Annotated in this window: 11 protein-coding genes; 4 read left to right on the forward strand and 7 right to left on the reverse strand. The window is 43.9% G+C overall.

The window, feature by feature from the left end; genetic code table 11:
* Positions 1-67 precede the first annotated feature (67 nt).
* A complete protein-coding gene (locus WA325_RS01815; protein ID WP_336183125.1) occupies positions 68-937 on the reverse strand; it encodes a LysR family transcriptional regulator in 870 nt (289 codons plus the stop codon).
* Between the two features lie 128 nt (positions 938-1,065).
* On the opposite strand from WA325_RS01815, the gene WA325_RS01820 reads away from it, so the two are divergent.
* Positions 1,066-2,055, forward strand: a complete 990-nt coding sequence (locus tag WA325_RS01820) for a zinc-binding dehydrogenase (protein WP_336183126.1) — start codon at positions 1,066-1,068, stop codon at positions 2,053-2,055.
* Between the two features lie 56 nt (positions 2,056-2,111).
* Here WA325_RS01820 and gltD read toward each other — a convergent pair whose 3' ends face one another.
* Both gltD and gltB read right to left on the reverse strand, forming a co-directional pair.
* A complete protein-coding gene (gltD, locus tag WA325_RS01825) occupies positions 2,112-3,593 on the reverse strand; it encodes a glutamate synthase small subunit (RefSeq protein WP_336183127.1) in 1,482 nt (493 codons plus the stop codon).
* Between the two features lie 16 nt (positions 3,594-3,609).
* Positions 3,610-8,172 (reverse strand): glutamate synthase large subunit, encoded by a 4,563-nt coding sequence (gene gltB / locus WA325_RS01830; RefSeq protein WP_336183128.1) that lies wholly within the window; start codon positions 8,170-8,172, stop codon positions 3,610-3,612.
* 146 nt (positions 8,173-8,318) lie between these two features.
* Between gltB and gltC the strand changes: the two genes are divergently transcribed.
* Entirely contained in the window at positions 8,319-9,221 is a 903-nt protein-coding gene (gene gltC / locus WA325_RS01835) for a glutamate biosynthesis transcriptional regulator GltC (RefSeq protein ID WP_024121635.1), read from the forward strand.
* Between the two features lie 59 nt (positions 9,222-9,280).
* Here the strand turns inward: gltC and proB are convergent, their stop codons facing one another.
* From proB to rtp, 3 genes are all read right to left on the reverse strand, one after another.
* Positions 9,281-10,396 carry a glutamate 5-kinase gene (gene proB / locus WA325_RS01840; RefSeq protein WP_336183129.1) on the reverse strand — a complete coding sequence of 372 codons (1,116 nt, stop codon included), beginning with the start codon at positions 10,394-10,396 and terminating at the stop codon, positions 9,281-9,283.
* A gap of 15 nt (positions 10,397-10,411) precedes the next feature.
* Positions 10,412-11,290, reverse strand: coding sequence for a pyrroline-5-carboxylate reductase (gene proC, locus WA325_RS01845; RefSeq protein ID WP_101863279.1), 879 nt, complete (start codon positions 11,288-11,290; stop codon positions 10,412-10,414).
* 146 nt (positions 11,291-11,436) lie between these two features.
* Positions 11,437-11,805, reverse strand: coding sequence for a replication termination protein (gene rtp / locus WA325_RS01850; protein WP_010334473.1), 369 nt, complete (start codon positions 11,803-11,805; stop codon positions 11,437-11,439).
* Between the two features lie 304 nt (positions 11,806-12,109).
* Here rtp and WA325_RS01855 point away from each other — a divergent pair, with 304 nt between their 5' ends.
* Positions 12,110-13,327 (forward strand): cytochrome P450, encoded by a 1,218-nt coding sequence (locus WA325_RS01855; protein WP_202853184.1) that lies wholly within the window; start codon positions 12,110-12,112, stop codon positions 13,325-13,327.
* A gap of 30 nt (positions 13,328-13,357) precedes the next feature.
* Here the strand turns inward: WA325_RS01855 and WA325_RS01860 are convergent, their stop codons facing one another.
* Positions 13,358-14,074 carry a 3-ketoacyl-ACP reductase gene (locus WA325_RS01860; protein WP_059293344.1) on the reverse strand — a complete coding sequence of 239 codons (717 nt, stop codon included), beginning with the start codon at positions 14,072-14,074 and terminating at the stop codon, positions 13,358-13,360.
* Positions 14,075-14,223: 149 nt separating this feature from the next.
* Between WA325_RS01860 and WA325_RS01865 the strand changes: the two genes are divergently transcribed.
* The gene (locus WA325_RS01865) at positions 14,224-14,529 is read left to right on the forward strand and encodes a DUF948 domain-containing protein (protein WP_105955718.1); all 306 of its coding nucleotides are present in this window, start codon (positions 14,224-14,226) and stop codon (positions 14,527-14,529) included.
* The last annotated feature ends 62 nt before the right edge of the window (positions 14,530-14,591 follow it).

Genomic DNA, 14,591 nt, shown 5'->3' on the forward strand with positions numbered 1-14,591 from the left:
CTCTCCAGCTTACGAAAACAAAAATCTATCCCGCCTCCCCTCCTATTGTTGAATCTTCTCTTCTTGATTAGACTGATGGGATCAATTTGGTTTCATTCAATTCTGCAATAAACCGCTGAAATGCACTGGTCATAAAAAAGTCTTTTCTGTAAATAAACACGATCGTCATATCCTGATATGATGCGGGAAGCTGGTGAACGTACACCCTTTGGCGATGGACAGAGCAGGCAATGGCCGACTTTGGCAGCAACGCCGTTCCCAAACCAGCGGAAACTCCTCTGATAACGGCTTCCAATGTGCCAAATTCTATGATTTTTTGCTGTTGAATACCCGCTTCCTCCAATAATCTTTTGACCCTATCGCGATGAGAGCAGCCGGTTCCAAAAAAGAGCATCGGCAGCCGAAACATGTCCTTTATCGCCCCTTCCTCCGGTGAAATCAACACCAATTCCTCATGGGAAACAGGAATTTGTTTGATATTCGTGTATTCAACAGGACCGTACACAAAAGCGCCATCCACCTTATGATCTAGAACTTGCCGAACCAAGCTGTGCGTATCACCTGTGTTCACTGATAAATCAACTTCAGGAAAACGTCTGAGGAATGAAGCTGCATGTTCAGGCAGGTGAGTGACCGCTGTTGTTTCCAATGCTCCAAGCCGTAACGGCCCTTTTGGATGCTGACTTAACTGCGCTGATTTCTCAGCTTCGTCCAATAATGATAAAACTTGATCTGCGTATTGTAATAGGTTTTCCCCCGCAGCCGTTAACTTCATTCCACGATTTGTCCGGTGAAATAACTTAATATTCAGATCTGTCTCAAGCTTATGGATTCTGGCTGTTACATTAGATTGAACATAATTCAGCTGCCGGGCTGCTTTTGTTATACTTCCTTCACGGGCAACAGCCCGGAATATCTTTAATTCTCCGCTTTCCACACGCTGTCACCTTCTTGCTATGATTAAAAGTGATACCGGCAATCATTTTTGTTCATTTTACTTGAAGAAAACCGCTGTGTAAAATATGTGAAGATCATAGATTACGAGGAATATAGGAGGCAGACGGCATGAAAGCGGTTATTCATAACGGAAAAAGCGGACTTCGGGGGTTAGCGTATCAGGACATTCCTTCTCAAAATCCCGGATACGGAGAAGTGAAAGTAAAGTTGAAAACGGCGGGATTAAATCATCGGGACCTGTTTCTCATGAAAAATAAAACTGAACAAGATCCTGAGTTTATTCTGGGCTCTGACGGTGCTGGCATTATAGAAGCGGTCGGTGAAGGTGTAGATAATCTCGCTGTTCAAACAGAAGTAGTGATTTTACCGACTTTGAATTGGGAAGTAACAGATGATGTACCTCCTGTTCCGGATATTTTGGGAGGCCCTTCAAACGGAACACTTGCTGAATATGTGATCATTCCTTCACAAAACGCAGTGAAAAAACCTTCTTATCTATCCTGGGAGGAAGCAGGCGTGTTGCCATTATCAGCTCTGACTGCATATCGAGCACTTTTTACAAAGGCCCAATTAAAAAAAGGCGAGCATATTTTGATACCCGGAATTGGAAGCGGCGTTGCAACCTACGCGCTATTAATAGCTAAAGCGATTGGAGCAACTGTAAGCGTAACTTCTCGAAGCGAGGAAAAAAGAAAAAGAGCAATACAATTAGGCGCTGACCACGCTTTTGACAGTTACAGCAATTGGTCTGAACCTCTTCAAGAACAAAAAGCTGATGTCATTCTCGATAGCATAGGGCCGGCCCTCTTTTCAGAATACTTTGACCATGTTAAACCGAACGGCCGTATTGTCAGCTTTGGTGCAAGTTCGGGTGATAATCTCAGTTTTCCGCTGCGTTCTTTATTCTTTCCGCAAATCAATATAGTGGGAACGTCAATGGGAAGCCGTGATGAATTCCGTGAAATGCTGCATTTCATGGAAAAACATAAACTTCGGCCCGTGCTTGACCGGACATATCCTATAGAACAAGCACATGAAGCATATACCAGAATGCAGGAAGGCAGCCAGTTTGGGAACATCGGGATCACAATAGATTAAAAAAGAAACCGGCTGACAAACAGTCCGGTTTCTTTTTTTTATATAATCCCCTTTATTTACGGAAGAACTGAACTCCCCATCAAATATCGGTCAACTTCACGCGCCACTTCACGGCCTTCATTAATCGCCCATACGATTAAGCTTTGGCCTCTTCTTGCATCCCCTGCGGCGAAAACACCATCGATATTTGTTTTATAATCCCCATATGCTGCGCTGATTTTGCTGTTATTAGAATCAACACCAAATTGTTTTAAAAGCGGCTGTTCTGTGCCTTCAAAGCCGATAGCGATAAAGACGAGCTGAGCAGGCCATACTTTTTCAGTTCCAGGCAGTTCACGGAACTCGTATTTTCCATGCTCATTTTTCACTTTCTCCATTTGAATCGTATGGAGCTCTTTCAATTTGCCGTTTTTATCGGCAACCAATTTTTTTGTTTGGATCGAATATTCTCTCGGATCTCTTCCGAATTTTGCTTCTGCTTCTTCATATGCATATTCAAGCGTAAAGACGTGCGGCTGTTCAGGCCACATATTATCATTCGTGCGAGCCGGAGGGAGTTTCGGGTGTTTGCCGAATTGGTGCACGCTTTTGGCTTTTTGGCGCAAAGCGGTAGCCACACAGTCAGCTCCTGTGTCTCCGCCTCCGATCACGATAACATCTTTCCCCTTCGCATCAATGAATCGCTTGTCTTTAAAGTTAGAATCTAAATAGCTTTTTGTAGCAAGCGTTAAGTAATCCATTGCGTAGTGAACACCTTTTGATTCGCGTCCCTCGATTAACAGATCGCGCTGTTTTTGAGCACCTGTGCAAAGGATCACGGAATCAAATTGCTCTTTCAGTTCATCAGCCGTTATATCAACGCCAATTTCCGTATTTGTAACAAAATCGATTCCTTCTTGCGTCAGCAACTTAATGCGGCGTTCGACAATTCCTTTTTCAAGTTTCATGTTTGGAATGCCGTATGTTAAAAGTCCGCCCGCTCTGTCTGCGCGTTCAAATACAGTGACAGAATGTCCAGCTTGGTTCAGCTGGTCAGCACTCGCAAGTCCGGCTGGGCCCGACCCAACGATGGCAACTTTTTTGCCTGTTCGTTTTTTCGGAATTCTAGGCTGAATCCAGCCATTCTCAAACCCTTTATCAATTATGGTCCGTTCAATATTCTTAATCGATACGGCCGGGTCGGAAATCGCTAGTGTACATGACCCTTCACAAGGAGCGGGACAAACCCGCCCTGTGAATTCAGGAAAGTTGTTTGTTTTTACAAGCCGTTCTAATGCTTCTTTCCATCTGCCTCGGTAGACAAGATCGTTCCATTCAGGAATTAAGTTGTAAATCGGACAGCCGGATGTAAATCCGTTAATGTCAGCACCGATCTGGCAAAACGGTGTACCGCAATCCATACACCGCGCTCCCTGCCGTTTTGACGCTTCTTCTGAAAAAGGAGCAGAATATTCCTTCCAGTCCTTTAAGCGAGTGAGAGGGTCTCGCTCAGCTGGTTTTTCTCGATTGATTTCCATAAATCCAGTTGGTTTCCCCATGTTCCTCTCCCCTTCCTTACTGTACTACCGCTTGTTTTTGTCCCGCCGGCGCTTTTTTCTGCTTTGGTTTCGTATTGGCTTCAAACGCGTACATGACGGCTTCTTCTTCAGATAAGCCCGCAGCTTTTTGCTCTTCGATGCTCGCAAGCATTTGTTTATAGTTTTTCGGAATCACTTTAATGAATGTTTTCACGCTGTCTTCCCACTGTTCAAGCAGGTCTGCTGCTTTTTGGCTGTTTGTATATGCAGCATGCTTTTCAAGCATTGCTTTAACTTGTTGAATTTCTTTTTCATCTTCTAATGACTCAAACAAAATCATTTCAAGGTTGCATTTGCGTTTAAATGCTTTTACATCTTCGGCCAATACATACGCGATTCCGCCGGACATACCAGCAGCGAAGTTTTTGCCAACATCACCCAGTACGACAACACTTCCGCCTGTCATGTATTCACAGCCGTGATCACCGATGCCTTCAACAACAACATTCACACCGCTGTTCCGAACGGCAAAGCGTTCACCTGCACGGCCGTTAATATATGCTTCTCCGCTCGTCGCGCCATAGAATGCTACGTTGCCGATAATTACATTATCATGTGATTCGGAGTTGAATCCTTCCGGTGATTTGACAATGATTTTTCCGCCAGACAGACCTTTTCCGACGTAGTCATTTGAATCTCCGTCTAAATAAAGCGTCATGCCTTTTGGAACGAACGCTCCAAAGCTTTGGCCGGCTGATCCTGTGAATTGCAGCTTAATCGTATCTTCCGGAAGTCCTTCTTCGCCATAACGTTTCGAAATTTCACTGCCTGTTACAGTGCCTGCTACACGGTTTGTGTTATTGATTTCAACTGAAATATCAGCTTCTTTTCCCGATTCGATGGCATCTTTTACTGCAGGAAGAATCGTTGTGATATCGAGCGATTGATCAATTTTATGGTTTTGCGGCGTTTGGAATGTCCGTACGCCTTCCGGCTGATAAAGAAGTGTGGACAAATCAAGCTGGCTCGCTTTCCAATGCGCCTTCGCCCGCTCACTCACGTTAAGTGCGTCAGTGCGGCCGATCATTTCATCGAAAGTTTTAAACCCTAATGCGGCCATGTATTCACGGACTTCTTCAGCGATAAACAACATGTAGTTCACAATATGATCAGGATCTCCCATAAACTTTTTGCGAAGTTCAGGATTTTGAGTCGCTACCCCGACAGGACATGTATCCAAATGGCAGGCGCGCATCATAACACAGCCAAGAACAACTAACGGAGCAGTTGCGAAACCGAATTCTTCGGCGCCGAGCAATGCGGCCATGACGACGTCGCGGCCTGTCATAAGCTTTCCGTCTGTTTCTAATACAACACGATCACGGAGTCCGTTCAGCATTAAGGTTTGGTGCGCTTCTGCAAGGCCAAGCTCCCACGGAAGCCCTGTATGTTTAATGCTTGTTTTGGGTGAAGCACCTGTACCTCCGTCGTAACCGCTGATAACGATGACATCTGCAGTTGCTTTAGCAACACCTGCAGCGATCGTTCCGACACCAGCTTTTGAGACCAGCTTCACGCTGATTCTTGCATCACGGTTCGCATTTTTTAAATCGTGAATCAGCTGGGCTAAATCCTCGATTGAATAAATGTCATGGTGCGGAGGCGGTGAAATCAATCCGACCCCAGGTGTTGATCCGCGGACATCGGCAACCCAAGGATACACTTTATTGCCTGGCAGCTGTCCGCCTTCTCCCGGTTTTGCGCCTTGCGCCATTTTAATCTGCAGCTCATCGGCGTTGACTAAGTAATGGCTTTTTACACCGAATCGTCCGGATGCAATTTGTTTGATCGCACTTCTTCTGTCATCGCCGTTTTCATCAGGCACAAAGCGTTTTGGATCTTCTCCGCCTTCACCGCTGTTGCTTTTTCCACCCAAGCGGTTCATCGCAATCGCTAATGCTTCGTGGGCTTCCTTGCTTAATGATCCAAATGACATCGCACCTGTTTTAAAACGTTTGACAATCGATTCAGCAGATTCTACTTCCTCCACTTTTAGAGGCCTGCGGTTTTCGTCAAATGAGAACAAGTTTCGCAGGAATCCGATTCGTTCTTCATCTGCCGCTTTCGTATATTGTTTAAACAGATTGTAATCATTTCTGCGGCACGCCCATTGCAAGGTATGAATCGTTTTCGGGTTAAATGCGTGATGCTCTCCGCCGTTTCTCCATTGGAAGTCACTTCCCGGTTCAAGCGTTTTGCTGTAGTCATCTTTATACGCTTCCTGGTGGCGGCGCTGCGCCTCTTCGGCAATGGTATTTAAGTCAATGCCGCCGAGCTGTGATGCTGTTCCCGTAAAATAAAGGTCAATTACGTCACGGCTGATTCCTACCGCTTCAAAGATTTGGGCGCCCCTGTAGCTCTGTACCGTAGAAATCCCCATCTTCGACATCACTTTTACGACACCTTCGGTAATGCTTTTTCCATACTTGCTGACTGCTTCTTCATAGCTGATATCCAAGCGGCCTTCGTCAATTTCCTGCTTGTAGGTCGCATATGCCAGATAAGGATTGACAGCATCAGCACCATAGCCGATTAGAGCTGCGAAGTGATGAACTTCACGTGCTTCTCCCGATTCAACGATAATGCTGACTTTCGTGCGCAATCCTTTTCGGATTAAATGCTGGTGCAGTGCGCTGACTGCTAACAGCGGCGGAATTGGCGTTAACTGCTCATTCATTGCTCTATCGGACAAAATCAAAAGACTGACGCCTTGGCTGATTGCTTTCTCAGCTTGGGTGAACATGTCTTTTAACCCGCGTTCAAGATCTTCTGAAAACAGCACATTTATTTTTTGGCTTCTTAAATCAGGATGGACGATTGTTTTCAGCGCATAAAACTGCTCATTTGATAACACGGGTGTATACAGCTTGATTCGGCGGACGTTCCGTTCACTCGGATGAAGGAGGTCGCCTTCTGCTCCGAGCCAAGTCATTGTTGAAGTCACGAGCTGCTCGCGAATCGCGTCAATTGGCGGGTTGGTAACCTGTGCAAACAACTGCTTAAAGTAGTTAAACAGCGATTGCGGGCGATCAGACAAAACAGCAAGCGGCGAATCGTTCCCCATTGAGCCGAGCGGATCTTTTCCTTCTTTAATAACAGGAATTAAATATTTTTGAATATCCTCATATGTGTATCCAAACGCTTTCTGACGCGTAAGAAGATCCGTGAACTGCTCTTCCTCTCTTGTTTCCGGATCAGGATTCACTTGCACAAGCTCTTCCTCAAGCCATTTTTGGTACGGATATTCAGTTGCGATTTGTGTTTTTACTTCTTCATCAGAAATGATGCGGCCTTCTTCCAGGTCAATTAAAAGCATTTTTCCTGGTTCAAGGCGATTTTTATATAAAACGTTTTCCTGTTCAACTTCAATAACGCCGACCTCAGATGAGAAAATAATATAATCATCCTTTGTCACATAATAACGGGCCGGACGTAAACCATTTCGGTCGAGTATTGCGCCGATTTGTTTTCCGTCAGTAAATGAAATGGCAGTCGGACCGTCCCAAGGCTCCATTAATGAGCTGTGATACTCATAAAACGCTCTTTTTTCTTTAGACATGTGCGTATTTTCTGTCCATGGCTCAGGAATCAGCATCATCGCCGTATGTGCCGGCTTGCGTCCCGCCATAACGAAAAACTCAAATGCGTTATCTAAAATGGAAGAGTCACTGCCGTCAGCATTCAGAATCGGAAGAATTTTATTGAGATCCTCACCAAAACTTTCAGATACAAATTGCTGTTCACGAGCTCTCATCCAGTTGATATTTCCTCGAAGGGTGTTAATCTCACCATTGTGAACCAAATAACGGTTTGGGTGAGCTCTTTCCCATGTAGGGAAGGTATTAGTGCTGAAGCGTGAATGAACTAGTGCAAAAGCGGATACGAATGCCTCATCTTGCAGATCGGAATAAAACGCATCAACCTGTTCAGGTGTTAAAAGGCCTTTATAAACAATAGTTTGGCTTGAAAGACTGGCAAAATAAAAATCTAGACCTTCCGTTACTCCCCAGTTTTCAGCCTGTTTACGAATGACATACAATTTTCGCTCAAAGCACAAATCATCCTTCAGGTCAGAACTTGCGCCAATGAATACTTGACGGACAAACGGACAGCTTTTTTGTGCTACTGTTCCGATTTTTCCGACATTTATAGGTACAGTTCTCCATCCAAGCACAACTTGGCCTTCTTGTTCAATCAGTGCATTGATTTGCTTTTCGATTTTTTTTCTTTCATCTTCCTTCTGCGAGAAAAAGACCATTCCTACCCCGTAACGTCCTTTTTCCGGCAGATTGATGTCTTTGCACTCTTTCTTAAAGAAAGCATCAGGGATTTGAACCAGTAAGCCGGCGCCGTCTCCCGTATCCGGATCACTGCCTTGACCTCCTCTGTGGTCGAGCTGGCAAAGCATCTGCAGCCCCTGTTTGACGATGTCATGTGTCGCCTTGCCTTTTAAGTGCGCATATAGGCCGATTCCGCATGCATCATGTTCAAATTCAGGACGGTAGAGACCTTGAGCTTTTGGCATTTGATTGTAAGTCATAATTCCTCTCCCCCGATCAGTTTCCGATAATACCGGTCATAAAATCTAACAACTCTAATATTATTGTAGGTTTTCAAAACGATATAAACAATATATAATTTAGATCAAAAGAATCTCAAAATGAGATAGATGGATGTGAGACTTACATGGAGCTGCGCCAACTGCGTTATTTTATGGAGGTTGCTGAACGGGAACACGTTTCAGAAGCCGCTGATTATCTGCATGTGGCCCAATCAGCAATAAGCAGACAAATTGCAAACCTTGAAGAAGAATTAAATGTTACTTTATTTGAGCGTGAAGGGAGAAATATCAAACTCACTCCGATTGGAAAAGAATTTTTAATTCATGTCAAAACAGCGATGAAAGCCATCGATTATGCTAAAGAACAAATTGATGAGTACCTTGACCCGCATCGCGGAACCGTAAAAATCGGCTTTCCTACAAGCCTCGCCAGTCAGCTTCTGCCGACTGTCGTTTCGGCATTTAAAGAAGAATATCCGCACGTAGAGTTTTTGCTGCGCCAAGGCTCTTATAAGTTTCTGATTGAAGCTGTCAGAAACCGCGATATCGATTTAGCGTTATTAGGCCCGGTGCCGACGAATTTTCCAGACATAGCAGGAAATATTTTATTCACGGAAAAAATTTATGCGCTTGTACCTTTAAATCATCCGCTCGCCAAACAAAAAACGGTCCATTTAATCGATTTGCGCAACGATCAATTTGTGTTGTTTCCGGAAGGATTTGTGCTCAGAAAAATGGCGATTGACTCTTGCAAACAAGCCGGGTTTGCCCCTCTTGTCTCTACAGAGGGTGAGGATTTGGACGCTATCAAAGGATTGGTGTCCGCAGGTATGGGTGTCACCCTTCTGCCGGAGAGCACTTTTGCTGAAACGACACCCCGATTTACTGTGAAAATTCCAATTGAGTTTCCTCAAGTGAAACGGACTGTCGGGATTATTAAGCCGAAAAACAGAGAGCTTGCACCGTCAGCGCAGGATTTTTATGAGTTTGTCATTCAGTTTTTCTCGAAATTGGAACAGTATCAATAAAAAAGAACCCGAGCTTCTCTGGAGAAGTTCGGGTTTTTTGTTCCCGTGTATTTCTTCTATTAATATACAGGCAAAGATAAATCCACATGGCATACAAACGCTTCTGGATCAATCACCGCTTTGTTTTTCATGCCTTTATTTTTTTCGGGTGTCTCAAGCTGCGAGGAAGAATAATTGACGATCCCGAGGCCGATGTCTTCACCATGAGAATCAGTAAGGCGGACAACAGCACCGCTTTTAAATTTTCCTTTAATCTCCCTTACACCATCTGGGTATATACGCGATTGACCGTCAGCTATTTGGCGGGAACAGTCATCTGATAAAACAATTTCACCTTCTGGTCCGGAATTAAAAGCGATCCACTGCTCTTTTTGATTCAATGGAAGCGTTCCCTCAGCTTCAAAATAGGTGCCTTCCGCCTCTCCATGAACAGCTTGATATAATATATCTGCAACGTCTGCCTGGCCAAGAAATCCTTTTATGCCGGATGCCATCACAATTTTAAACGCATCCAGTTTGGACCGCATGCCTCCGGTGCCGACCTCGCTGTCTGTATCGCCTGCAGACGCTTCAATTTCCGGTGTAATCTCACTGACTCGCTGCACCCTTTTCGCTTTTGGATTATTTCGCGGATTGCCGTCATATAAACCGTCGATATCAGATAAAATCACAAGCAGATCCGCATCGATTAATCCGGCGACTTTGGCCGCGAGTGTATCATTATCGCCAAACTTAAGCCGATTGACGGTCACTGTGTCATTTTCGTTAATTATCGGGATAATACCGCGTTCGAGCAGTACATTCATTGTGTTCCGAACATTGTGATATCGGTATTCATCAGAAAAGTCGCTTCTTGTAATTAAAATTTGGGAAGCCACATAACCGTGCGCCAAAAACAGCTTTGAATAAGCCTCCATCAGCAACCCTTGACCGATTGAAGCAGACGCTTGTTTTTCAGGCAGATTTTCTGGTCGCTGAAGAAATCCGAGCTTGCGATACCCTGCAGCTACTGCGCCGGAAGAAACCAGGATGACTTCATATCCGGCGTCTTTTAGTTTGGCGATCTGGTCCACTAAAGCTTCCAGTTTGCGAATGCTGATTTCCCCATGAAGACTTGTCAATGAACTGCTGCCGATCTTCACGACAACTCTTTTCATTTCTGTTTCAGACGTCACTTTATCACTCCTGTTTTATAGCGGTGCCGCTGTTTTTTCGATATCATCGCTGATTTCCTTTGAACGCTTAGCCGCATGTTTAATGGCTTGAGAAATGGCTTCTCCTCCGCCGCTCTTCTTCAAGGCCTGCAATCCGGCAGCAGTCGTTCCATTTGGCGAGGTGATATTATCTCTCAGCACCTCAGGCTGTTCTCCTGTCTCCATCAGCATTTTTGCAGCACCCAAGAGTGTCTGTGCACCGATGCTTCGTGATAAATGTTTATCAAGGCCCGCTTCCTCGCCTGTCTTTTCGATGAATTCCATTAAATAATAAAAATACGCAGGGCCGCTGCCGGCAATTCCTGTGAAAATGTCCATTTGATTTTCCTGGATTGTATACACTTCACCCATACAGCCGAGCAAAGCCGCCGTCAGTTTTTCTAAATCATCTGTTACATGCCTGCCAAGTGCGATGGCAGTTGCAGAAGCGCCGATCATACTTGATGTGTTAGGCATTACTCTGACAACCGGCTGTTGATTATGCAATGATTGTTCAATATAAGAGGTGGTTATGCCGGCTAGCACCGACAAAATTAATTGATGGGGTTGGATGCGTGTTTTTAATGATGACAGAGCGCTTTCGGCATCTTTTGGCTTCATCGCCAAAATGAGCACATCCATGTCTTCAATACATAAGTGATCCGGCGCCACGCCTTTGATTCCATATTGAAGTTCAAGCTCAGCTAATCGCTCTGTATTGCTGCGGTTTGTAACGCAGATGTTTTGTTTTGGGATTTTATTGGCACGAACGATACCTGATATCATTCCTTCCGCCATAGATCCGGCTCCGATAAAAGCTACTTTTTTTTGATCAAAGATCGGTAACATCTCCTTTGTTCGCTTTTTTGTTCGTATTTTCACACGTTTAAAATGTTACCACGTGAGGAAATGATGTCAAGTTTGAAGGTCACTATTGATTTGTATTGTTTCATTTCGACAAATATGTATAATGAAAAACAGAAAACACCCGATACTCGTGACTATGCCGGGTGTTTTCTATGTTAAAAATTATCTGACAGTGCTTTTTCAATCAGTTTCTTGCAGCGATCCAGCTCTACTTTCAGCTGTTTTTTATACAGCTTGGCTGCCTCATAATCTTTAAATTGATAGAGGACCACTTCTTGGAGCTTAGCCCCTTCTTTCTTTACTTTGATTTGTTTTAATATCCCATCATCAAGAAGCTCATGCAAAGACCGGTAAACCTCTGTATGGTTTGGTTTAAAACCAATCTCTTTAAATTCTGATCGAAGCACTTCCAGAAGCTTTAACCCGTAAAGTCTTTTCTGCTCAGTCATGGTAATCATATAAAGCTTCAAAAACGCGCGCTGCTTGACTAAAAATCCAGTGGAACTTCTTTTTTCTTCTTTCATCGGTCTGCACCCCTTCTCTGTAAACTGAGAACACCATGTACTAAATATTCAATTTTTTCCTGTTGTTCTCCTTCTTCTATTAATAACATGATAATCAAGTTATTTTGTGTTTGGTGTTTGTATGGCTGGAGGGAATAAAAAAAGATTAAATGAACATTTGGTACATAGTTTGTTTGGTTCATTATAACTTGTTTTCACTATGATCTTCAATTTAAAACTATTGTCCGGTTTACATTTTCTTCAATATATGTCCGTTGAATTGAAAAACAGCCTTTGATAACGTATCGATAAAGGAGATGATAAAATGACAAAGCAAACAGCGTGCCCTGCCAAAGAAGAACGTTACGCCAACTTGATTCCCATGCAAGAATTGCAATTCGAAAAGGATCGTCTTTTCCCCTTCCCGATTTATGAAAAGCTTCGGAAATCGTCTCCTGTCCGCTATGACAAACAGCGTGATTGCTGGGATGTTTTTAAGTATGATGACGTACAATTCGTCCTGAAAAATCCCAAACTTTTTTCATCCAAACGCGGCATACAGGCAGAAAGCATTTTAACAATGGACCCTCCGAAACATACCAAATTACGTGCACTCGTCAACAAATCGTTTACTCCAAAGGCAGTGAAACGAATCGAAACCCGCATAAAAGACGTTACAGCATTCCTCTTACAGGAGGCGCGGCAAAAAGACACAATCGATATGATAGATGATATAGCAGGCCCCCTTCCTGTTATTATCATTGCTGAAATGCTTGGGGCACCGATTGAAGACCGGCACATCATCAAAACATACTCCGACGTGCTCGTAGCCGGAGCGAAGGACAGTTCAGACAAATCTGTCGCTGACATGGTTCAAAAACGCCGGGACGGCCACGCTTTCTTAAGTAACTATTTTAGAGACATTCTATTAAAACGACGAGCCCAGCCAAAAGAAGATTTGATTACGATGCTTTTGCAGTCAGAAGTCGATGGAGAATATCTAACAGAAGAGCAGCTGCTCGGTTTTTGCATTCTACTTCTTGTCGCGGGAAACGAAACGACTACTAATTTGATCGCGAATGCTGTTCGCTATATCACGGAAGACACAGCCATGCAACAACAGATAAGACAGAATACAGACTATGTGCCTAATATAATAGAAGAAACACTCCGCTATTATCCGCCTGTTCAAGCCATCGGACGAGTTGCAGCAGAAGATACAGCGCTTGGCGGAGCATTTATAAAGAAAGGATCTTCCGTTATCAGCTGGGTCGCGTCAGCCAATCGGGATGAAGCTAAATTTTCTGAACCTGATCGTTTTATCATTAACCGTCCCTCCTATCCCCATCTCAGCTTTGGGTTCGGAATTCACTTTTGCCTCGGCGCACCATTGGCCAGGCTCGAAGCAAAAATCGCTCTTTCCTCCCTCTTGTCTATGTCAGCTTATATTAAAAAAGCTGATGATGACCAGAAACTTGAAGCGGTACCAAGTCCTTTCGTGTTTGGTGTTAAACATTTACCTGTGCGGATTGAATTCAAATAAAAAAAGCCTGTCGCTAGACAGGCTTTCGTTTTACGGATTTGTAGACCACAATCCTGCAGATTTAATGAAAATACGCGGATCTAATTTCAATTGAGCCACCATATATTCAGCCAGATCCTCAGGCTGCATAACCTTTTCAGGATTGCCGTCTGTCAGGTTCAGTTCAATCGACATATCACTTGCGACAGTGCTCGGCGTTAACGCGCTGACTCTGATATTATGCTTTCTCACTTCTTGCATGAGAGATTCCGTTAACCCAAGAACGGCAAATTTGGATGCGCTGTAAGCGCTTGTGACAGCTGCTCCTCTTTGGCCGGCTGTAGAAGAAATATTAATAATGTCACCAGCTTTGCGTTCAATCATTTCAGGAAGCACCGCACGAGTAACATGGTATACACCCATTAGGTTCACTTGAATGATATTTTCCCACTCATCAGCGGATAGATCTAAGAATCCGCCAAATTTGCTGATTCCCGCATTGTTAATGAGAATATCAATCTCGCCAAGCTCCTCTTTAATAGAAGCCACAGCTTGATCAACATGCGCCGCATCCTTTACATCCGCAGCGGCAAACGCAGCTTTCACACCAAGTGCTTTTACTTCTTCTGCGACTTTCTCAACATTGGCGGCAGTTCGTCCGATTAAACCGATATTTACGCCTTCTTTCGCAAGCGCAAGAGCTGTCGCGCGTCCAATCCCTCTGCCTCCGCCTGTGATAAGAGCAGTTTTATTTTGTAAACTTTGCAATTGAAGCACCCTTTCTTTGTTTACATATGTACGATAACACATTATAAGCACAAGAAAACCAATACGCAAATGATATGAACTGCGCAACTATCATTTCACCTGCTTAAAATAGGCGAAATAGGGTATGACATTAGAAAAGGGGTGAACATATGGTTATCGTTTATATCAGTATCGCAGTAATAGCCATTTCAATCATTTACTTAGGGATAAATGCGATTCAAAACAAGAAGAAAATAGATCCCGCCATGAAGGAACTCACTGCAGTTACGCAATCCATGCAAAAACAAGTTGAAATGGTAAAAACGGAAGCACAGCAGCTGTCTCAAAAACAAAAAATGATTCAGTACGATGTTGAAATGAAAAAAACCGCGTTGCAGCAGACTGCTGCTGAAGTGAAAGAAGCCCCTCAAGCAGTTAAAGAGGTGTGGCACGCAGGACATTTGAATAGAGGTTAAATATGGATGATATCCCGTTGTGACGTTTAAAATGGACAATGGGATATCATTTTTAGGGAGGT

The organism is Bacillus sp. 205(2023) (genome assembly GCF_037027485.1).
Lineage (GTDB): Bacteria > Bacillota > Bacilli > Bacillales > Bacillaceae > Bacillus > Bacillus halotolerans.

Excerpts from the sequence above, each read along its gene's own strand:
- WA325_RS01820 (WP_336183126.1), top strand. The coding sequence starts at position 1,066 with ATGAAAGCGGTTATTCATAACGGAAAAAGCGGACTTCGGGGGTTAGCG.
- gltD (WP_336183127.1), bottom strand. The coding sequence starts at position 3,593 with ATGGGGAAACCAACTGGATTTATGGAAATCAATCGAGAAAAACCAGCT.
- gltB (WP_336183128.1), bottom strand. The coding sequence starts at position 8,172 with ATGACTTACAATCAAATGCCAAAAGCTCAAGGTCTCTACCGTCCTGAA.
- gltC (WP_024121635.1), top strand. The coding sequence starts at position 8,319 with ATGGAGCTGCGCCAACTGCGTTATTTTATGGAGGTTGCTGAACGGGAA.
- rtp (WP_010334473.1), bottom strand. The coding sequence starts at position 11,805 with ATGAAAGAAGAAAAAAGAAGTTCCACTGGATTTTTAGTCAAGCAGCGC.
- WA325_RS01855 (WP_202853184.1), top strand. The coding sequence starts at position 12,110 with ATGACAAAGCAAACAGCGTGCCCTGCCAAAGAAGAACGTTACGCCAAC.
- WA325_RS01865 (WP_105955718.1), top strand. The coding sequence starts at position 14,224 with ATGGTTATCGTTTATATCAGTATCGCAGTAATAGCCATTTCAATCATT.